The sequence below is a fragment of the Aeromonas sp. 603607 genome (assembly GCF_049171595.1).
Taxonomy (GTDB): Bacteria; Pseudomonadota; Gammaproteobacteria; order Enterobacterales; family Aeromonadaceae; genus Aeromonas; species Aeromonas veronii.
Genome location: NZ_JAAKOV010000012.1, coordinates 78,210 through 98,393, shown reverse-complemented (window position 1 = coordinate 98,393; position 20,184 = coordinate 78,210). Strand labels below are relative to the sequence as shown.

General features: G+C 59.7%; 15 protein-coding genes. 8 read left to right on the top strand and 7 right to left on the bottom strand.

What is annotated here, in order from left to right; genetic code table 11:
• Positions 1 to 149: 149 nt before the first annotated feature.
• The 3 genes from G5315_RS12845 to G5315_RS12835 all read right to left on the bottom strand — a co-directional run bounded on the left by G5315_RS12845 (position 150) and on the right by G5315_RS12835 (position 4,338).
• Entirely contained in the window at positions 150 to 611 is a 462-nt protein-coding gene (locus G5315_RS12845; protein ID WP_064336666.1) for a hotdog fold thioesterase, read from the bottom strand.
• 167 nt (positions 612 to 778) lie between these two features.
• Positions 779 to 1,267: a hypothetical protein gene (locus tag G5315_RS12840; protein WP_421263190.1), complete on the bottom strand. Its 489-nt coding sequence runs from the start codon at positions 1,265 to 1,267 to the stop codon at positions 779 to 781.
• A complete protein-coding gene (locus G5315_RS12835; protein WP_421333156.1) occupies positions 1,267 to 4,338 on the bottom strand; it encodes an FAD-binding and (Fe-S)-binding domain-containing protein in 3,072 nt (1,023 codons plus the stop codon). Before G5315_RS12835 ends, G5315_RS12840 begins: the two co-directional genes overlap by 1 nt.
• A gap of 167 nt (positions 4,339 to 4,505) precedes the next feature.
• Between G5315_RS12835 and G5315_RS12830 the strand changes: the two genes are divergently transcribed.
• The 4 genes from G5315_RS12830 (at position 4,506) to G5315_RS12815 (ending at position 9,719) form a co-directional block, all read left to right on the top strand.
• Positions 4,506 to 5,432 carry a cation diffusion facilitator family transporter gene (locus G5315_RS12830; RefSeq protein WP_042080468.1) on the top strand — a complete coding sequence of 309 codons (927 nt, stop codon included), beginning with the start codon at positions 4,506 to 4,508 and terminating at the stop codon, positions 5,430 to 5,432.
• A gap of 299 nt (positions 5,433 to 5,731) precedes the next feature.
• The gene (locus G5315_RS12825; protein ID WP_101531322.1) at positions 5,732 to 7,267 is read left to right on the top strand and encodes a TerC family protein; all 1,536 of its coding nucleotides are present in this window, start codon (positions 5,732 to 5,734) and stop codon (positions 7,265 to 7,267) included.
• Positions 7,268 to 7,463: 196 nt separating this feature from the next.
• The gene (locus G5315_RS12820; protein ID WP_421323477.1) at positions 7,464 to 8,585 is read left to right on the top strand and encodes an alkene reductase; all 1,122 of its coding nucleotides are present in this window, start codon (positions 7,464 to 7,466) and stop codon (positions 8,583 to 8,585) included.
• Between the two features lie 147 nt (positions 8,586 to 8,732).
• Entirely contained in the window at positions 8,733 to 9,719 is a 987-nt protein-coding gene (locus tag G5315_RS12815; RefSeq protein ID WP_421333155.1) for a zinc-binding dehydrogenase, read from the top strand.
• A gap of 111 nt (positions 9,720 to 9,830) precedes the next feature.
• On the opposite strand, the gene G5315_RS12810 is transcribed toward G5315_RS12815, so the two are convergent.
• A complete protein-coding gene (locus G5315_RS12810) occupies positions 9,831 to 10,895 on the bottom strand; it encodes an adenosine deaminase (RefSeq protein WP_421333154.1) in 1,065 nt (354 codons plus the stop codon).
• A gap of 197 nt (positions 10,896 to 11,092) precedes the next feature.
• Between G5315_RS12810 and G5315_RS12805 the strand changes: the two genes are divergently transcribed.
• From G5315_RS12805 to asnB, 4 genes are all read left to right on the top strand, one after another.
• Positions 11,093 to 11,842: an HAD-IIA family hydrolase gene (locus tag G5315_RS12805; RefSeq protein ID WP_139405489.1), complete on the top strand. Its 750-nt coding sequence runs from the start codon at positions 11,093 to 11,095 to the stop codon at positions 11,840 to 11,842.
• A gap of 54 nt (positions 11,843 to 11,896) precedes the next feature.
• Positions 11,897 to 13,471 carry a cation:proton antiporter family protein gene (locus G5315_RS12800; RefSeq protein WP_124929183.1) on the top strand — a complete coding sequence of 525 codons (1,575 nt, stop codon included), beginning with the start codon at positions 11,897 to 11,899 and terminating at the stop codon, positions 13,469 to 13,471.
• A 130-nt stretch (positions 13,472 to 13,601) separates the two neighbouring features.
• On the top strand, positions 13,602 to 13,970 hold the full coding sequence (locus tag G5315_RS12795; protein ID WP_421333153.1) for a cupin domain-containing protein: 369 nt from the start codon (positions 13,602 to 13,604) through the stop codon (positions 13,968 to 13,970).
• 192 nt (positions 13,971 to 14,162) lie between these two features.
• Positions 14,163 to 15,827, top strand: a complete 1,665-nt coding sequence (gene asnB / locus G5315_RS12790; RefSeq protein ID WP_005361356.1) for an asparagine synthase B — start codon at positions 14,163 to 14,165, stop codon at positions 15,825 to 15,827.
• Positions 15,828 to 16,144: 317 nt separating this feature from the next.
• Here the strand turns inward: asnB and G5315_RS12785 are convergent, their stop codons facing one another.
• The 3 genes from G5315_RS12785 to G5315_RS12775 are packed head-to-tail and all read right to left on the bottom strand — an operon-like array spanning position 16,145 to position 20,087.
• Positions 16,145 to 16,651 carry a hypothetical protein gene (locus G5315_RS12785; protein WP_421333152.1) on the bottom strand — a complete coding sequence of 169 codons (507 nt, stop codon included), beginning with the start codon at positions 16,649 to 16,651 and terminating at the stop codon, positions 16,145 to 16,147.
• Positions 16,652 to 16,711: 60 nt separating this feature from the next.
• Positions 16,712 to 18,046 carry a capsule biosynthesis protein gene (locus G5315_RS12780; RefSeq protein WP_421333151.1) on the bottom strand — a complete coding sequence of 445 codons (1,335 nt, stop codon included), beginning with the start codon at positions 18,044 to 18,046 and terminating at the stop codon, positions 16,712 to 16,714.
• Positions 18,047 to 18,053: 7 nt separating this feature from the next.
• On the bottom strand, positions 18,054 to 20,087 hold the full coding sequence (locus tag G5315_RS12775) for a capsular polysaccharide biosynthesis protein (RefSeq protein ID WP_421333150.1): 2,034 nt from the start codon (positions 20,085 to 20,087) through the stop codon (positions 18,054 to 18,056).
• Positions 20,088 to 20,184 lie beyond the last annotated feature (97 nt).

Genomic DNA, 20,184 nt, shown 5'->3' with positions numbered 1-20,184 from the left:
ACCGCGGAATAGCAAAAAGGCGGCGATTATAGCGCCACTTTGTTCTGCTGTCTTGAAAAATGTGATAAGCCTCTCAAGACGTTGGCAATTATAGAGGGATCTGGCGAGTATGGCTTGCTTATTTTGCACTCATAGTGCGTTATTGCAGATCACTCCTCGCTGGAGTCCTTGCCCCGCTTGTGTTTGAGCACCGCCATGGTCAGTCGGCTGGTGCACAATAAACGCTCACGTTCGTCCCGAATTTCAATCTGCCACACCTGGGTTGTTGCTCCCAGATGGAGCGGCGTGCAACGCCCGGTCACCACCCCTTCCCGCTTGGCTCGCAGATGGTTGGCATTCACCTCCAGCCCCACACAGTAGCTATCTGGCCCGACAGCCATATTGGCGGCAATCGATCCCAAGGTTTCCGCCAGCACCACGGATGCGCCGCCATGCAGCATGCCCAGGGGCTGGTGAGTGCGATGATCCACCGGCATGGTCGCTTCAAGCCAATCGGTGCCAAAAGCCGTGTAGACGATATCGAGATGGGCCATCAGGGTGTTGCGAGAGGTGGCGTTGAGCCCCTCCAGACTCATGGGTTTACGCCAGATGGGCGCAATATCGTGACTCATTGCGAGCAGACTCCTTATGTAAGCGATGAATGCGTACCGATATGAGTGAAACGCCCTCCATCGGCAACATGGTTCTGTTATATGAGTTGTTGGTTATCAGGTGACGTGGTAACAACGCAGCCCCGCCCGGCGCTGCGTGTTACACAATCATGCCCTTAAGCGGGATGTCACCAGGGGTAGGTAACGCCGGGCCATTCGGACCAAGGCACTTCTCGCCCCGGCAAGCGGGGGTCTGGCCACTGCCACACCCTGGCGAGCCACTCGCGCAGCTGAATCTCCAGCTCCTCATCCGTGATGGACGCCTCGGCCACCTTCCAGAAGAAGAGCTCCACCGCTACCTCTGGCAACACCGAGGGGTAGAGATAAACCCCGCCCCAAAATTGCGGCTCCCGATCCGGGCTCCAGAGGCCATAGGCAAAGGAGCGCTTGGCCAGAAACTCCGACTGCTGCCACTCCAGATCCCCTTCGTGCTGGCTCAGGCTGAAATTGGCCGAGGGCCAGAGATCGTTCGGGCGAAACAGCTGATGGAGCTGCTCGCGCTCGCGCAACATGGCGACAAACTCCACCACCGCCTGAGCGGGAGTGGCGGGTAACAGCAAGAAACGCGGGTGCCGATAGGCCTTCGGTACCCGAAACCGCTTGGGAAACGTCAGCATCAGAGCAGCTCCAGCAGGGCTTGCAATGGATGTTTGAGCTTTTCCCCCTCCATCCGCTTGACCTGACTGCGACACGAATAGCCGGTCGCCAGGCAGCGCGCTTTGGGTAGACGGGCGAGCGGGTCGGCCCAGCTCAGTCCATAGATGCCCTTGGAGTTCTCCACCTGTTTGACGTCATGACCATAGGTGCCCGCCATACCGCAGCAACCCACAGAGACCGGCTGCAAGCTGGCCCCGAAACGACCAAACAGGGTGCTCCAGTCACCGTGAGTGGAGGGCTTGGCGGTCTTCTCGGTGCAGTGGGCAAAGAGATACCAGGGCTCGCCCCCCTCCTCGCTCTTGGTCTTGTCAGTGCGAGCAGGCAGTTGATCTGCTGGCAGCGAGAGCAGCCACTCCTGCGGCAACAACACCTGAAAATCACCGCGGGCCGACCCCAGCGCCTTGGCATACTCGTCGCGATAGCAGAGCACCATGGCCGGATCCACCCCCACCATGGGAATGCCAAGCGCCGCCACCTTGTTGAGGAACTGGGCGCTGTTGGCCGCTGTACGGGCAAAGGCGCGCAGGAACCCCTTGATATGCTGGGGTTTACCGTTGGGTTTAAAGGGCAACAAGTAGGGCTGGAAGCCGAGCTTGCTGGCGAGTTTCACCAGGTCGCGCACCACAGGGGCGTCGTAATAGCTGGTGAAGGGGTCCTGCACGATGAGCACCACCTGCTTGCGCTGCTCGGCACTCATCCGCTCCAGACCCGGCAGATCAAAATAGCGGGCGCGGTTATCGTGCAGGCTCTCGGCCAGGGTCGGCACCGAGAGCAGCGGCACATCGACCATGCCGATGCTCTTCTCGGTCGCCTTCTGGGCCCACTCTTTTTCGAGAAAGAAGTTGACCAGCTTCGGTGCCTTGGCGAGCAGCGGCGCATAGCTTTCAACGGTGCCGACGAAGTAATCCTTCGGCGCACGCAGGTAGCGGCCGTGGTAGAGCTGCATAAAGCGGGCGCGAAAATCGGGTACATCCACCTTGATCGGGCACTGGCTGGTACATGCCTTGCAGGCCAGACAGCCCGCCATCGCCTCCATCACCTCATGGGAGAAGTCATACTCGCCGCGCTGTTTGGCCCAGCTGTTGCGCACCTTGTACACCAGCTGTTTGAAGCGCACACCACCGGATTGCAGTGCCACCTCTTCCGCCAACGGATCGAAGCCCTGCTCCGCCAGCTGACGCAACCATTCACGCATCAGGCCCGCCCGCCCCTTGGGGGAGTGGCGGCGATCGCGGCTGATCTTGACCGAGGGGCACATGGGGGAGTCGGTCTCGAAGGTGAAGCAGAGACCGTTGCCGTTACAATCCATGGCGCGGGTGTAGCTGGTGCGCACCGCGAGCGGGATCTGGCGGTCATACTTGCCGCGCTTGGGCCCATCCACCGACACTAACTCAGCGCCGCTACCGTAGGGGATACAGATCTTGCCCGGGTTGATGCGGTTGCCCGGGTCGAATACCCCCTTGACCCGCTGCAGCTCTTCCCACAGCTCGCCAAAGAAGGCGGGGCTGTATTCGGAGCGAAAGCCCTTGCCATGCTCGCCCCACATCAGGCCGCCATATTTGGCGGTGAGCGCCACCACCTGATCGGAGATGCGGCGCAGCAGCACCTCCTGCTCGGGCTCGCACAAATCCAGCGCCGGGCGCACGTGCAGCACACCGGCATCGACGTGGCCGAACATGCCGTAGTCGAGGCCGTGGGCATCCAGCAGGGCACGAAACTCCATGATGAAATCGGCCAGAGATTCGGGCGGCACCGCGGTATCTTCGGTAAAGGCCACCGGCTTCTTGCGACCTTCGGCATTGCCCAGCAGCCCCACCGACTTCTTGCGCATGGTGTAGATGGTCTCGATGCTCGGCAGGTGGTCACACACCTGATAGCCGATGATCCCCGCCTCACCCTTGGCCAGCAGCGCATCAATACGGCGACAGAGCTCCGCCACCTTGGCCTTGTGTTCTGCTTCATCGGTATCGGCAAACTCGACGATATTGAGCCCCTGCAGATCCTTGCCGGGCACATCCTGAATAAGTTCTTTCACCGAATGCCAGATGATGTCGGCGCGGGCCAGCCCGAGCACCCGGGAGTCTACCGTCTCCACCGACAGCGCTTGGGCCTCAACCATAAAGGGGGCGTTGCGCAGGGCGGAGGGAAAACTGTCGTACTTGACGTTGACGAGCGTCCGGTAGCGCGGGATTGGCGTGATATTGAGTTTGGCTTCGGTGATAAAGCCGAGAGACCCTTCAGATCCGCACAGCACCCGGCTCACATCCAGCGTGTCGGTATCCGGTTGATAGAGGTGCTTGAGATCGTAGCCTGTCAGAAAGCGGTTGAGCTTGGGGAAGGTCGCCTCGATGTCGGCGCGGCGCTCCTTGCCGATGCGATAGAGGGTGCGATAGATCTCTCCTTCGCGACTCTCCAGCGCCAGCTTGTCGGCCAGTCGCTCACCGGTCAGCGGCTCGGTGGCCATGATGTCGCCATTCTCCAGCACCGCCTTGAGACCCAGCACGTGATCCGAGGTTTTGCCGTAGACCAGAGACCCCTGCCCCGAGGCATCGGTGTTGATCATGCCCCCTAAGGTGGCGCGATTGGAGGTGGAGAGATCCGGCGAGAAGAAGTAACCGTGGGGCTTGAGATAGGCGTTGAGCTGGTCTTTCACCACCCCGGCCTGGGCTCGCACCCACCCCTCCTCCAGATTAATTTCCATGATCTGGTTCATATAACGGGAGAGATCGACGATAATGCCGCCGCCCAATGACTGGCCATTGGTGCCGGTACCGCCACCGCGAGGGAAAAAACTCAGGGAGGCGAACGCCGGCTCTGCGGCCAGCTTGAGCATTGCTGCTATGTCGTCCGCACTGCGCGGATAGAGAACCGCCTGAGGTACTACCTGATAGACGCTGTTATCCGTCGCCATCGCCAACCGGCTTGCATAAGACTTTTCGATATCACCACGAAATGCGCTGCGCTCTAGCAACTCAAGAAACTGCAGGGTTGCGGGTGACAAACTGTCCTGGTAATCGAGTCTCGGGATCATGAATCCTTGTTCCCATCCTTTGCTTGATGCCGGCACGCCGGCGACAACGACTGGCCAGCCGCCTGTCAATGGCAGTCAGGCCAGTCCGCTCACATGTGAGCGGGCAGTATATCAGCTAGAAAACCGCTTGCGCTTGGCAATATTCACCATTTGAAAGGAGGACTTTTATGGCTCACCACAGCCATGTTATCAGTACGCTGGTCACCACCGAAAAACAGGCGCTTACCCTGTCGCTGTTCGGTTGTATCACCTTTGCCATCTTCGGCATCGGCTACGGCCTCTTCGTCGGTTCCAACGCCATCATGCTCGATGGTATCTTCACCCTGTTCAGCATGGGCATGACAGGCCTCGGTCTTGTTACCGCCTATCTCGTTACCCGCCCTTCCGATGCGCGCTTCCAGTATGGCTACGCCCACTTCGAGCCCATCACCAACGTCATCAATGGCACCATTATTCTGCTGCTCTGCCTTGGCGCTCTCTATAGCGGCATCACCACCCTGCTGGAGGGAGGACGGGAGATCGATCTCGGCCACGCTCTCATCTATGCCGCCGTCTCCACCTTCTTCTGCGCCATCATCTATCGTATCGAAGCCCAGGTCGCCGAGCAGGTAGACTCCGAGCTGGTGCGGGTCGACTCCAAGGAGTGGCTGGTGGATACCCTGCTCAGCGCCACCCTGCTTATCGGTTTCGTGGTCGCCATCGGCCTCGATGCCATCGGCTACGGCCAATACAACCGCTACATAGACCCAGTGCTGGTTTCGCTACTGGCCCTTTGCGCCACTCTCATTCCCATCAAGGTGCTCGGTCGCAACCTGCGGGAAGTGTTGAAGATCGCCCCCAAGGGAGATGTGCCACGGCAAGTCGAGCAGGAGATCGAGGCGCTGCGCCAGCGCCACGGCATAGAGTGCTACAGCCATCTGGCCAAAAGCGGTCGCCGCTTCGATCTGGAATTGAACATTCTGGTGGCGCCGGGTCAGGAGTGGCCCGTCGAACGTCAGGATGCCCTGCGCCAGGAGCTCTGGTCTCGCCTTGGCGACACCCTGGGCGATGCCTGGCTCTCGGTCTGTTTCACCCGCGAAAAGCGCTGGTTGTAACGACCGCACGGGGGAGCGCGGCACCGCCGCCTCCCCTGTCGCATCACAACCCCATCACGCCCCGCTGACGCTGCGCTTGCCAAATTGGCGCCAGCCGTTATCATCAGGGCTCATTTTTCACCCGAGGTTTTATTGCCCATCATGGACAATCCCCGAAGTTGCCCTTCGTCTCTCTCTGTCAAAGCCTATCTTTTTCTGCTTAATCAGCGCCTCTGAATAACACCTTTGCCTTGCTGTTACTGCGGCCATCGCGCGCCGTGATTACTCTCTGCTCTGTCTGTTTTTATTGAGGTCATACAATGGAATTGCTGCTGGATCCCCATATCTGGATCGGTCTGTTTACCCTGATCATTCTGGAAATCGTGCTGGGGATCGACAACCTGGTCTTTATCGCCATTCTGGTGAAAAAACTGCCTCCCGCCCAGCGGGACAAGGCACGCGTCATCGGCCTGTCGCTGGCCCTGCTGATGCGACTTGGACTTCTGAGCGTCATGTCATGGCTGGTCACCCTGACCACCCCGATTTTGCACCTGTGGGATCACCCCTTCTCCGGTCGGGACCTGATCCTGATGGGGGGCGGCCTGTTCCTGCTGTTCAAGGCCACCTCCGAGCTACATGAGCGGCTGGAAGCCAAACCCCAGGATGATGGCCCGGTCGGCGCCTACGCCAGCTTCGGCGTGGTGATCGCCCAAATTCTGGTGCTGGATGCGGTCTTCTCGCTCGACTCCATCATCACTGCCGTCGGCATGGTGGAACACCTGGGCGTGATGATGGCCGCCGTGACCATCGCCATGGTGGTGATGGTGCTCGCCTCCAAACCGCTGACCCGTTTCGTCAACGCCCACCCCACTGTGGTGGTGCTCTGTCTGAGCTTCCTGCTGATGATCGGCTTCAGCCTGGTGGCGGAAGGATTCGGCTTCCATATTCCGAAGGGTTACCTCTACGCGGCCATCGGCTTCTCGGTGCTGATCGAGTTTTTCAACCAGCTGGCCCAGCGCAGCGCCATGCGTCACGAATCCAAACAGCCGCTGCGCGAGCGCACCACAGCCGCCATCTTCAAATTGATGGGCAGCAAGGCCTATCAGGATCAGCCGGATGACGATCTGGATGCCCCGGCCGTAGCGCCGGTGAGCTTTGGCGAGGAGGAGCGCTATATGGTGACCGGCGTACTGTCGCTGGCCGAGCGCTCCATTCGCACCATCATGACCCCGCGCTCGGAGATGGCCTGGATCGATATCAACGACTCCAGCGACGAGATCCGCGCCCTGCTGCAGCGCGAGCCCCACAGCCTCTTCCCCATCTGTGACGGGGATCTGGACGAGGTGATCGGAGTGGTCAAGGCGCGGGACCTGCTGTTTGCCTTGAACGAAGGGCAATCCTTGAGCGAACTGGCCAAGCAGAACGACCCCATTATCGTGCCGCAGACCATCAACGTGATCCGCCTGCTGGCGGAGCTGCGCAAAGCCAAGGGGAGCCTTATTCTGGTCTCCGATGAGTTTGGCGTGATCCAGGGGCTGGTCACCACCCACGATCTGCTGGAGGCCATCGTCGGCGAGCTGCCGGACGAAGACGAAACCCCGGATATCGTGCGCGATGGCGAAGGGTGGCTGATCAACGGCAGCACCAACATCCATCATGTGGAGCAGGTGCTGGAGCATGAGGGGCTGGTGAGCGAGAGCGATGAATACGTGACCCTGGCGGGCATGCTGCTCTCCCACTTCGGCACCCTGCCCACCCCGGGCCAGCAGTTGCAACTGCAGCAACTCAACTTCGAGGTGATCGAGGTGAGCGAGCGGCGCATCGAGCGGGTGAAAGTGATGCCCGCCACGGCTTGAGCCTGCCACCAGCAGAACACTGAAGAGGGCCATACGGCCCTCTTTTTTATGCTTCAACTTTATGCCTCAACGCCTTCTATCCCGGCGGTTTGCACTGATTGCTGCATCAAGCACAATTCTCTTGTGCAATTACCCCTCTTTTTCACAACAAGATGGCGGCATAAAGTGGCCTCACTTCCACCATGAGGAACTCAAGATGAGCCACGATCACCTGTTCTGCCCGCTGCGCCTCGGCCAGCTGCACCTTGCCAACCGCATCGTCATGCCCCCCATGACCCGCTCCCGTGCCAGTCAGCCCGGTGATGTGGCCAACGCCATGATGGCCAGCTACTACGCCCAGCGCGCCGAGGCGGGCCTGATCATCAGCGAAGGCACCCAAATCGACCCCATGGGCAAGGGCTATGCCTGGACGCCGGGCATCTACAGCGCCGAGCAGATCGCTGGCTGGAAGCTGGTGACCGATGCCGTGCACGCCAAGGGGGGCACCATCTTCGCCCAGCTCTGGCACGTGGGCCGCGTCACCCATCCGGATAACATCGGCGGCGCCCAGCCCATCTCCGCTTCAGCCCTGCCCGCAGTGGGCGTCAAGGTGTTCGTCGATAACGGCAGCGATGCGCCGGGCTTTGTCGAGACCGTCACTCCGCGCGCCATGACCCGGGCCGATATCGATGCGGTGGTGGGCCAGTTCCGTCAGGCGGCCCGCAACGCCATCAGCGCCGGTTTTGACGGCATCGAGCTGCACGCCGCCAACGGATATCTGATCAACCAGTTCCTCGACTCCGAATCCAACGCCCGCACCGACAGTTATGGCGGATCGCTGGAAAACCGGCTGCGCTTCCTCAAGGAGGTGACAGAAGCGGTTAGTAGCGAGATCGGGGCTGACCGGGTAGGGGTGCGTCTTGCGCCGCTCACCACCCTCAACGGCACCGTGGATGCCAACCCGCAGGAGACCTATCTGGCCGCCGCCCGCCTGCTGGGCCAGCTCAACGTGGTCTACCTGCACATCGCCGAAGCGGACTGGGACGATGCCCCCCTGATGCCGGAGAACTTCAAGCAGGGTCTGCGCGATGCCTTCCCCAACACCCTGATCTATGCCGGCAAATATGATGGCGAGCGGGCGCGCGCCGCCCTCAAGGCGGGCTGGGCCGACATGATTGGCTTTGGCCGCCCCTTCGTCGCCAACCCGGATCTGCCGGAACGGCTGCGCCACGGCTATCCGCTGGCTCCCCACGATCCGGCCACCCTGTTTGGCGGTGGCGAGAAGGGGCTGACCGATTACCCCGTCTATCAGGCCGAGGACGCAGCAGCCAGCCGCTGATTGCCAATGGCCAACCGGCCACGTAAAGCAGGCCCCACAGGTTGGGGCCTGCCGTATTGTTGCGCATTAGCAACAGTGATATGACTGACCGAATCACTGTTGCAATGATCTCGTTGTTCTCTCCCCTCGCTTTCACAAGGAGTCATCATGAATCACACCCAAGCCTGGTGCTGGCATGCCCCCGGTGAACCGACCCAGCTTACCCTCGTCGACCTGCCCCTGGCACCGCTCGCCCCTGACGAGGTACTGGTGGCAAACCGGGTTATCGCCTTCAATCCGGTGGACTGGAAGCTGATCGAGTATGGCCACTCCAACTGGCAGGATGGTCAGGTGCCCGGCGTCGATGGCATGGGCACTATCGTGGCCCTCGGCGCCAACGTCAGCCATCTGCGCCTCGGTGCCCGGGTCGCCTATCACACCGACCTGCGCCACCACGGCAGCTTTGCCCGCCACACCCGGGTACCAGCCCGCGCCCTGCTGCCAGTGCCCGATGCCCTGAGTGACGAGGCGGCCTCCGCCCTGCCCTGTCCCGGCCTCACCGCGTGGCAGGCGCTGGCCAAGCTGCCGCGCCTGCACGGGGAAGCGCTGCTCATCACCGGTGCTGGCAGCAGTGTCGGCCGCTTTGCGGTGCAGCTCGCCCTCCAGCAAGGAGCGCGAGTCTTTGCCAGCGCCAGCCCACGCCACCATCACTGGCTCAAGCAGATAGGTGTGCAGGGGGTGGCCGATTATCGGGATCCCGAGTGGCTGGCCACTTTGCAGGCGGCCAACGGCAACGAGCCGTTCGAGGGGATCATCGATCTGGTCTCCAGCCAACAGGCAGAGAGCCTGCTGCCCGCGCTGGGCTACTACGGTCACATGGTGACAGTGCTGGGGCGCATCCCGCACAATCCGCTGCCCGCCTTTAGCCATTGCCACTCATTGCACGAGATTGCGCTGGGCGCCCAGCACGCCTTTGGCACCGACAAGCAGTGGAGCCGACTGGTGGCCGCAGGTGTCGCCATGATGGAGCAGATGGCGAGCGGCGAGCTGACCCTGCCGCCGCTGGTGGTGGGCGACTTTGAGGCACTGCCTACTTTGCTTGAGCGCTTCAAGCGCGAAGGACAGGGTGAGAAGTTTCTGGTGCGAGTGGCATAACGCTGACCTGCCCCGATAACCACACCGACCATTGAAACGAAAGAGGCCCGCCAGTGATGGTGGGCCTCTCTTTATATAGTGCATGTCATCTCGGCTTCATTGGCGCCTGACTCAATGCAGGATCACCCCGTGAGTCTCGGCATAACTGCGGATCTCCCGGGTCAGCCGCGCCTTGTCGGCCAAGCTTAGCCAGCTCGCCTCCACCGCATTGAGCGACAAGCGGCAGAGCTGACTCATGGTCGCGCCAAGGCCATCGGCCAGCGCCACAAAGTTGGCATTCATATAGCCGCCAAAGTAGGCGGGATCGTCCGAGTTGATGGTGACGCAGAGCCCCTGCTCCAGCAGTCGCAACACATTGTGCTGGGCCATATTGCCGAACACCTTGAGCCGGGTGTTGGAGAGGGGGCAGACGGTGAGCGGCAAGCGGGTATCCGCCAGATAGCGCAGCAGCTCGGGATCATCGGCCGAGCGCACCCCGTGATCGATGCGGCATACCTTCAGCTCGTTGATCGCCTGCCAGATGTAGTCGGCAGGGCCCTCTTCGCCGGCGTGGGCCACCACCGGCAGCCCCAGCTTGCGGCAGCGGGCAAAGACTCGGGCAAACTTGGTCGGCGGATTGCCCCTCTCCCCCGAGTCGAGGCCGATGCCGTGAATGCGTGACAGGAAGGGCATAGCCTCTGCCAACATCGCAAAGGCCTCCTCCTCGCTCAGGTGGCGCAAAAAGCTCATGATAAGCCGCCAGCTGATGCCAAACTCCTTCTCCCCGGTCTGCAGCGCCCGCTCGATGCCGCCCAGCACAGTAGCAAAGGGGACGCCGCGGGCGGTATGGGTCTGCGGGTCAAAGAAGACCTCCACATGCACCACCTTGTCGGCGGCGCAACGCTCAAGATAGGCCCAGGTGAGGTCGAAGAAGTCCTGCTCGGTCACCAGCACGCTGGCGCCGCGATAGTAGAGATCGAGAAAGGATTGCAGGCAGTCAAAGTCATAGGCGGCGCGCACGCTGGCCACGTCGGGCCAGGGCAGTAGCACGCCGTTGCGGCGGCCCAGCTCAAACATCAGCTCGGGTTCGAGGCTGCCCTCGATATGCAGGTGCAGCTCCAGTTTCGGCAGTCCGGCGATAAATTGCGCGGCGGTGAGGTGTTCGGGTGTGACTGGCTTGGGAATCGGGGTGTCCATGGCAACGGCTCCATCAGCAAAGTGATCCGGCGTCAGCCCCTCCACCAGACTGACCCGACGGCAGCTTTATTGTGCACCGAAGTGGCGAGACAGGGGAGACTTGTCATCAAACAGACTTATAATGGCGTCACAAAAATCATAAATGATTGAACATCTTAACGATTGGCGGCTCGCCTGCGCCCTGACAAGGAGTTTTCATGAAGAAGAACGTCATCTGCGATATCGACGGTGTCATCCTGCACAACAACGATCTCATCCCCGGTGCCGACCGTTTCGTCCATCGCCTGCTGGAGCAGGGCAGCAAGCTCTTGTTCCTCACCAACTACCCGGCACAGACCCAGAAGGATCTGCAAAACCGCTTCCGCTCCGCCGGGATCGACGTGCCGGAGGAGTGCTTCTATACCTCCGCCATGGGCACCGCCGACTTCCTCAAGCGTCAGGATGGCAAGAAGGCCTATGTGATCGGTGAAGGGGCGCTGACCCACGAGCTCTACAAGGCCGGTTTCACCATCACCGACATAGACCCGGACTTCGTGGTGGTTGGCGAGACCCGCAACTACAACTGGACCATGATGCAACAGGGGGCCAAGTTCGTCGATCAGGGGGCCCGCTTTATCGCCACCAACCCCGATACCCACGGCCCCATGATGCACCCGGCCTGCGGCGCCCTGTGCGCACCCATCGAGCGGATGACCGGCAAGAAGCCGTTCTATGTCGGCAAGCCAAGCGCCTGGATCATCCGTGCAGCGCTCAACCGGATGGAGGCCCACTCCGACGACACCATCATCATCGGCGACAACCTGCGCACCGACATTCTGGCGGGCTTTCAGGCCGGTCTCGAGACGGTGCTGGTGCTCTCCGGGGTGAGCAAGGTCGCCGATATCGACCGCATGCCGTTTCGGCCGAATCACATCTTCGACTCCGTGGTCGACATCGATATCGTCTAATCACCACCCAAGCGTTAAACAGGGCAGGTCTCTCCTGCCCTTGCAGGATCTGTTATGGAACCCATTCTGATCGCCGTGGCCTTTGGCTGCGGCATGGTAGTCAATCTGATTGGCCTGCCCCCCCTGCTCGGCTTTCTGGCCGCCGGTTTTATCCTCAACGGCATGGGATATGAAAATACCCCCGCCCTGAGCGAGGTGGCCGATCTCGGCGTCACCCTGCTGCTGTTCACCATTGGTCTCAAGCTCAATATCAAGACCCTGATGCGGCGCGATGTGTGGGGCACCACCAGCCTGCACCTGCTGCTCTCCACCCTGCTCTTTACCGTGGTGCTGCTGGTCTGCAAGGGGCTGGGGCTTGAACTTGCCCTCTCGCTGGACTGGAAACTGGCGCTGCTGCTGGGCTTTGCCCTCTCCTTCTCCAGCACCGTCTTTGCGGTCAAGGTATTGGAAGATCGCAGCGACATGAATGCCCTCTACGCCCGCATCGCCATCGGCGTGCTGGTCATGCAGGATGTGTTCGCCGTGGCCTTTTTGGCGTTTTCCAGCGGCAAGTGGCCCAGCATCTGGGCGCTCTGGGTGCTGGGACTGCCGCTGCTGCGCCCGCTGCTGTTCAAGCTCCTGGAGCGGGCTGGTCACGGCGAGCTGCAGGTGCTGTTCGGGGTCTTTCTGGCACTGGTCGTCGGGGCCGCCGGTTTTGAAGTGGTCGGCCTCAAGCCGGATCTCGGGGCGCTGATCATCGGCATGCTGCTCGCCTCCCATCCTGCTGCGGCTGGGCTGGCCAAGGCGCTCTTTAACCTCAAAGACCTCTTTCTGGTCTGCTTTTTTCTCACCATCGGCCTCAACGGCCTGCCGACTCACGACACCATGTTGCTGGCACTGGCGCTGGTGCTGGCCCTGCCGCTCAAAAGTGTCCTCTACTATCTGGTCTACAGCGGCGCTCACCTGCGGGTGCGTACCGCGCTGCTCTCGACCCTGGCGCTCACCAACTTCTCGGAGTTTGGCCTGATCGTCGCGGCCATCGCCGCCAAGGCGGGCTGGCTCTCCCACGAGTGGCTGGTGGCGGTCTCGCTGGCACTGGCGGCCAGCTTTATGATCTCTGCCCCCCTCAATGCCCAGAGCGAGCGCATTTATCACCGCATCGGCCACTGGCTGCGAGGATTGCAAGCGAGCAACCTCCATCCGGAAGACAGGCCCATCGAGCTGGGCGATGCCGAGGTGATCATCCTAGGCATGGGGCGGATAGGTCAGGGGGCCTACTTCGAGCTGGAGAACAAATACGGCAACGTCATCCTCGGGGTGGAGAACGACAGCGAGAAGCTGCCCACCCTGCGTGCCCAGGGGATGAACGTCATCGAGGGGGATGCCACCGATACCGACTTCTGGGACAAGGTGCTGCTCTCCAATCAGGTCAATCTGGTGCTGCTGGCGATGCCCCACCACTCGGGGAATCTCTACGCCATCGAGAAGCTGCGCAGCCACGGCTTTGCCGGCAAGATCGCCGCCATCGTTCGCTTCGAGGACGATATCGCCTCCCTGAAAGAGCAAGGGGTGGATGCTGTGTTCAACGTCTACAACGAAGCGGGCAGCGGCTTTGCCCGCCATGTGATCCGCCGCTTGCAACCACTCTGATCCTGCGGCCAGCGGCCCTTGGCAAAGGAATGCACATCGTTTAAGTTATGCACAACCTCGTTTAATAAAACGAACAAACGCGGGGCCGGGATGGCCCCGCGTTCCTATCTGCCGCAGCCAAGGAGGCACCATGAAGACCCTCAACGACTGGATTTTGCTCGATCGCCACGATGCGGCCCCTACCCCGCTGATGCCAGCCCCCGAGCGCATTAAAGCGGGCAACCCGGCGCAAACGGTGTGGAACCACTACTCCGACCCAAGCCAGCAGTTTCACATCGGCTTCTGGAGCTGCGAGCCAGGCCGCTGGGCCATCCACTACACCGAGTACGAGTATTGTCAGCTGCTGGAGGGGGATGTGGTGATCCACGACAGTCAGGGCGGCCAGCTGGCCCTCAAACCCGGCGATCAATTCGTCATTCCCGCCGGTTTTGTCGGAGAGTGGGAGACCCTTACCCCCTGTCGCAAGGTCTACGTCATCTTCGAACCCGCCTCGGCTTGACGTTCACGTCACCCTGCCCCGTTGCAGCAGCCCTTATCCTGTTGATCCGCTTGACGCTTACGGCATGATTTTCTGCGGTTTTCCCGCTTGCAAAAGGTTTTTCCGCTAGGCATTGTGTCTGACGAGGAATGTAAATGGAATTTCGAGCCCAAACGTGGGGGGCTCATATAAAAATCAAGAGGATTACCGCTAATGTGTTCAATTTTCGGCATTCTGGATATCAAGTCCGATGCAGTAGCCCTGCGCAAATCGGCGCTGGAGATGTCCAAGCGACTTCGTCACCGCGGGCCTGACTGGTCTGGCGTCTACAGCTCCGACAAAGCCATTCTGGTGCACGAGCGTCTGGCCATCGTCGACCCGGGCAATGGCGCCCAGCCGCTCTACAACCCCGAGCGCACCCATGTGCTGGCGGTCAACGGCGAGATCTACAACCACAAAGAGCTGGAAAAGACCCTCAAGGTCGACTTCCAGTTCCAGACCAAATCTGACTGTGAAGTGCTGCTGGCCCTCTACAAGGAGAAGGGCCCGGCGTTTCTCGACGATCTCAACGGCATCTTTGCCTTTATCCTTTATGACGCCGAGCAGGATGCCTACCTGATTGGTCGCGACCACATGGGGATCATCCCCCTCTATACCGGTCGCGACGAGCACGGCAACTTCTATGTCGCTTCCGAAATGAAGGCGCTGGTGCCGGTCTGCAAGAGCGTCGAAACCTTCCCGCCGGGACACTATCTGTGGAGCAAGGATGGCGAGCTCAAACAGTGGTACAAGCGCGACTGGATGGAATACAGCGCGGTCGAGCACAACGTCAGCGACAAGGCCGAGCTGAAAGCGGCGCTGGAAGCGGCGGTCAAACGCCAGCTGATGTGTGACGTGCCCTATGGCGTGCTGCTCTCCGGCGGGCTGGACTCCTCCGTTATCTCCGCCATCACCAAGCTCTATGCGGCGCGCCGCATCGAGGACGATGGCAAGAGCGAAGCCTGGTGGCCGCAACTGCACTCCTTCGCCGTAGGGCTGGAAGGGTCGCCGGATCTCGCCGCCGCCCGCAAGGTGGCTGATCACCTCGGCACCATCCACCACCAGATCCACTTCACCGTGCAGGAGGGTCTGGATGCCCTGCGCGATGTCATCTATCACCTCGAGACCTATGACGTCACCACCATCCGCGCCTCCACGCCGATGTATCTGATGGCACGCTACATCAAGGCGATGGGGATCAAGATGGTGCTCTCCGGCGAAGGCTCCGACGAGCTGTTCGGCGGCTACCTCTACTTCCACAAGGCGCCCAACGCCCGCGAATTTCACGAAGAGAACGTGCGCAAGCTTGCCTCTTTGCACCTCTATGACTGCCTGCGCGCCAACAAGTCGATGGCAGCCTGGGGTGTGGAGGGTCGCGTGCCCTTCCTCGACAAGGAGTTCATGGATGTGGCGATGCGCCTGCAGCCCGCCGACAAAATGTGTGGCAAGGGCAAGATCGAGAAGCACATCCTGCGCGAAGCGTTTGAAGATCTGCTGCCCCACGAAGTGGCATGGCGCCAGAAGGAACAGTTCTCCGACGGCGTAGGTTATTCGTGGATCGACAGCCTGAAAGCCATGGTGGAGCAGGAAGTGACGGATCAGATGTTCGAAGCGGCCGCCTTCCGCTTCCCCATCAACACCCCGCTCACCAAGGAGGCCTACTTCTACCGCGCCATCTTCGACGAGCACTTCCCGCTGGAAGCTGCCGCCCGTACCGTGCCCTACGGCAAGTCGGTCGCCTGCTCCACCCCCACCGCGCTGGAGTGGGATGCCAAGTTCAAGGAGATGGCCGACCCGTCCGGCCGCGCCGTGATGGACGTGCACCAGCAGGGCTACTAAGCCAGAGCGGGGCGACCCCATCGGCTAACGCCAGATAGCAAAAAGCCCTTCACCATGGTGAAGGGCTTTTTATTTTTAAATGTTCCAGATGCAATCAATATTGATAAATGAATATGCCACTTAACTCATCTTGAAATAAATCCACAATAATTGTTGCTCAGATAAAATGGGGCACCATTTTATGACTCACAAGTCAAAATCTGGCCTGAAATATATTTCACACAGCTTGCCAGATTATATCCACCACAAATGTGTATTAAAAAAACGTGGCAAAATGACAAAATACAATGCGTAATGGCGATCATATTTCGCTAATATTACAGCGTCCATCGCAATGAGAAGGTGGTGACCGCGACATGGTCTCCCCCAGGTACCCAATCAACCTTGGGTGCATAACCGACTTCCAATGCAACTGACTTGTAACCCAGTATCACTATCGGCAAAGCGGCAAAACCATCAATACCCGAACCATTGAGATAACCAGCCTGCGCCCCTACCCCAGCAAAAACATGTTCGGTGAGATACCACTCTTTCCGATAAGAGAAACCCGCATAACCAGCTGTATTTTCTAGAGAATCCCGATAAACCCCGCCGCGCAGCGCAAGTTTTCCCGTGTCGTTGTCACCCAAGAACACCCACGCCAATCCCAGCCCCGGGTTAAAACCATTAAAGTCACAGGTTTTGCTTTTTTTTCCTGTTCCCTGCGAACAATCACTGTGTATTGATGCCCCGTGAATAATGAGTGAAAGATCATGTTCAGCTGCCATGGAAAAAGTCGGCAGCCCCAAGAATCCAATGGATAACAAGCAACCGTGAATGTTCATGTTAACCTTCCTGGTTTTATTTACCTCTCACTAACACACTAAATCAAAAATAGGCAGACATCAAACGAGTAACATCAGAGCGGTTGAACCGATAGATGTAAACGGGTCGCTAATACCATCGAGAGTGGCCAGCCAGGGTAATGTAAGGCACATGGTATTATTCACCCTCATACGGCGTTCCGGCGATACAAGCTCATCACGCATATTCGGCGCTGAAAGCTTCATTTTTTCCATGACCGCCAGCGCACTCATTTTCAGATGACGGTAAAAACTGGCATTGAGCTGGGTCAGATGGAGCAAGGAGTGGCGCACCCGTTTGAATGTCTCGGCACATACCGGGCTCTGCGAGTGCCAGAAGGAGGCCAGCGAACCTTTGGTGGTCAGACCGTCAATGTCATAGAGTGCCCGCCCCATGCAGAAGGTGGGTACATCATGGAGCAGAGCAGAGAGACCGACCGTACTGTTGATGGTGATCACCCCTTTGAGCAAGGGATACAGGGTTGGCAGCGGCAGTTCATAACCGTAAAAGACCCTCCCCTCCAGGCCAAGCACCGCGATGAGCCTGTTTATCTGGGCACGATAACTGACATAGCCCCGATCCATGGGGTGGTGCTTGAACAGCAACACATCTTCGGGTTTGGCATGCTCCGCAAAGGAGTTGATCACCTGCGCAACCATCTCCTCTACCCCGCTCAGGTCAGAGTGCTCACGGATCTGAAAATCCTCGGTCACTTGCAGTGGCACAAAGAAGATCCGCCCGGCGTGCTGCGGCAACGCCTTGAGCAGGGCGCGATCCTGGCGCAAGTTGCCGTATTTCACCATGGCGCCACAGACCCACCCCATCGCCTCCTGCACTAGACTCCAGGGACGGTGATTCACAAAGTGGGGATAACGCCAACGGAACAGCGACTTGTTGATGTGGTAGCGACTGGCATACCAGGCGCGCACCGCAAAGGTCTTGCCCACTTTGAGCGAGCTGTCATAAGGCACAGGCCAATCCAGTTGGGCAAGTTGATCGCGCCGCTCATACCAGGGGCTGAAGGCATTGACCCCACCCTGCTCCAGCGTGACGAAATCGGGTCTGAGATAGCCCTCCTCCATCGCCCAGAATGGCACTCGCTTCAACTTGCAGATACGGCCAGCCTCCAGATGGTAATAACGGCAGTCCCCGTAACAGATCACCGTATCGATACCCTGCTGCTTGAGCACCCGGCGGAAAAAGGCGTTCCAGCTCTCCGGTTTCCCGCGAAAACACAGATTTTTTCCGGCACAGGGCCAGCACTCATCCCCGCCATTGAAATGGATCTTCACCACCTGATGTCCCGCCTCGGTCAACTGGCGACTCAGGGTCTGAAAGAAAGGGCCAAGCGGGCCTTGCAGTAACAAAATCTTCATTGACGACTTATCTCAAAAACGGGGAGAGAGAGGGGCGCTGCATGAGCGTCTGGAACAAGTAACCGAGCTTGAGCTGCCAGCGTTGCAAGCGGCTCGCTTTTTGGGCCGATGAGTGTCCCTGCTTCGCCAGTTGGTGGATCAACTGCTCCGGACTTATCCAGAGCCCGGTCTGCCAATCGAGATAGAGCGGATAGGCAACCAGCGTCAGATAGACCAGCGCCGCCAGCGGCAGACTACGTTGACGACGAGCAGGCGGATTGGCATCCGTGGTCAACCCCCAGCCACTGTAGAAGGGTTGGCCCCAGGTCGTCACCTTGACCCCCTGCACCAGCGCCTCGAAGCCACTGAGCGAGGTCATGGTATGCAGCTCATCCACATGGGGATAGAGGCTGGTGAGCCCAATATCCAGCACCTGGCTATCGACACACTCCGCCAGACAGGCCGCAGAAATCGCCCCACCACGATTGCCCGCCACCACATCAGGGTGTGGCTTGTAGAGAATATGAGCATCGGGTTTGGCCGCTCGCACCGCCCACAGCAACTGCTCATTGCTGCGAATATGGGGGCTCCCGGTCAGAATGGAGGCATCGCCATCTACCTGACCCACCACCAGCACCAGCTCACGACCATCATCGGGCCTGGTGTAGTGCTGCGACTCGCCCACATTGTATTTGCTGACCCTGTGTTCCCGTAGCAAGGCGAGCAGCGCATCCCCGCGCTTGACCTCCACCTCTGTCAACTCCTGATAGTTGAGCAACTGTTCCAGCCCGCTGGGAGTGCGACAGTCGAAATAGATCCCGACCGGGTCCAGTGACAAGGAGGAGGGACGACAGAGATTGGAGCCCAGCCCCCTCGAGCGAATAAAACCATCCTCGACCCGGATCGCAGAGGCGAGATCAGGGTGGCGGCTACCCCACACCAATATCTGCTCGTCACCGGTCAACCGCTTGGGTGGCTTGCGCACAAAGCGCAACTCATCGGCCAAATGCTGGCAAAACGCCTGCATAAATGCCCGCTTCCACAGCGAGAAACCGACCAGATAGAGCCGGCGCCAGCGCGGCGCGGGGCGGCGCTGATTGTCAATAATGGCGATCACCTCCTCTACCTCGCAACGCTGGCCCAGTACAGGGTCGAGATAGCGGGGATAGCGGATCAAGGCTGCCGCGACCAGCTGGGCGAGCGACACTTTTACGTTGCGCCGTTCACACTGCTTGCTGTCATGGGTCAGCCCCCAACCGGCATAAAACGGCATACCGAAGCAATAGACCGGCTTGCCAAGCAACAGGCCCTCAAAACCAAGCTGGGATGACACCGTATAGACAGCATCCACCACATTGAGCAGCGCATGAGGATGGCAGTGATCGGCCACAATCTCCACATCATCCAGGTTCAGACGGGCCAACACCCCGCGCTTCTTGCCAAGGCGAGTATCGGGATGGGTGCGCAGCAGCAGGCGCGCATCGGGATGATTGCGGCGGGCCGCCTCCACCATCGCCACAAAATCAGCTTCACTGGCCAGCGCCCCCGGAATGGAGAGATCCCCTGCGACCTGATCGACCAGCAGGACCCTGGGTTTGGCGCTCTGCTGCAGACGTGTGGCAAGCCCTGATGGCAAGCCGCCATAGTCCCCGACAGCAGAGAGGGCGGTCACGCTGCCGCTGGCAATCGACTGACCGGGGGCAGTGGCATAACAGTTGTATTTGGTGACCCCGAGGCGTACCAGCTCATCGATCAGTCGCTCGGCCCGTGCCAACATCTGTGGCTCGCACGGGGTGGCAATCAACTGCTCAAGCTGGCTGGGCTGGCGGGCATCGTAATAGATCCCCACCGGATCGGCGATCAGCGAGACCGCCTTGCCCCCCCTGGCGGGATGGCCGATATAACCGATAAAACCATCTTCAAGCTGCCAATAGGGCACTCCTAATGCTTGTGCCTTCTGCTTAATCTGCCTGGTATTGGCTTTTTGGCCCCAACCAACTAAAACATCATTTTCAGAAAAAGAGACAACCCCTTCCATATGACGTAATGGGCAACCAAGCATAGGTTCAATACTGTTTTTTCTAGCCAGAATGCCTTTCGAACCCGTATATAAAGCCATATCATCTCAGCGAACTAAAGACTCCCTGCCGTAGTGCAGG

What these genes read in the sequence shown, in the direction of transcription:
- G5315_RS12845 (WP_064336666.1), bottom strand. Translation starts at nt 611, where the DNA reads ATGAGTCACGATATTGCGCCCATCTGGCGTAAACCCATGAGTCTGGAG.
- G5315_RS12840 (WP_421263190.1), bottom strand. Translation starts at nt 1,267, where the DNA reads ATGCTGACGTTTCCCAAGCGGTTTCGGGTACCGAAGGCCTATCGGCAC.
- G5315_RS12835 (WP_421333156.1), bottom strand. Translation starts at nt 4,338, where the DNA reads ATGATCCCGAGACTCGATTACCAGGACAGTTTGTCACCCGCAACCCTG.
- G5315_RS12830 (WP_042080468.1), top strand. Translation starts at nt 4,506, where the DNA reads ATGGCTCACCACAGCCATGTTATCAGTACGCTGGTCACCACCGAAAAA.
- G5315_RS12825 (WP_101531322.1), top strand. Translation starts at nt 5,732, where the DNA reads ATGGAATTGCTGCTGGATCCCCATATCTGGATCGGTCTGTTTACCCTG.
- G5315_RS12820 (WP_421323477.1), top strand. Translation starts at nt 7,464, where the DNA reads ATGAGCCACGATCACCTGTTCTGCCCGCTGCGCCTCGGCCAGCTGCAC.
- G5315_RS12815 (WP_421333155.1), top strand. Translation starts at nt 8,733, where the DNA reads ATGAATCACACCCAAGCCTGGTGCTGGCATGCCCCCGGTGAACCGACC.
- G5315_RS12810 (WP_421333154.1), bottom strand. Translation starts at nt 10,895, where the DNA reads ATGGACACCCCGATTCCCAAGCCAGTCACACCCGAACACCTCACCGCC.
- G5315_RS12805 (WP_139405489.1), top strand. Translation starts at nt 11,093, where the DNA reads ATGAAGAAGAACGTCATCTGCGATATCGACGGTGTCATCCTGCACAAC.
- G5315_RS12800 (WP_124929183.1), top strand. Translation starts at nt 11,897, where the DNA reads ATGGAACCCATTCTGATCGCCGTGGCCTTTGGCTGCGGCATGGTAGTC.
- G5315_RS12795 (WP_421333153.1), top strand. Translation starts at nt 13,602, where the DNA reads ATGAAGACCCTCAACGACTGGATTTTGCTCGATCGCCACGATGCGGCC.
- asnB (WP_005361356.1), top strand. Translation starts at nt 14,163, where the DNA reads ATGTGTTCAATTTTCGGCATTCTGGATATCAAGTCCGATGCAGTAGCC.
- G5315_RS12785 (WP_421333152.1), bottom strand. Translation starts at nt 16,651, where the DNA reads ATGAACATTCACGGTTGCTTGTTATCCATTGGATTCTTGGGGCTGCCG.
- G5315_RS12780 (WP_421333151.1), bottom strand. Translation starts at nt 18,046, where the DNA reads ATGAAGATTTTGTTACTGCAAGGCCCGCTTGGCCCTTTCTTTCAGACC.
- G5315_RS12775 (WP_421333150.1), bottom strand. Translation starts at nt 20,087, where the DNA reads ATGCTTGGTTGCCCATTACGTCATATGGAAGGGGTTGTCTCTTTTTCT.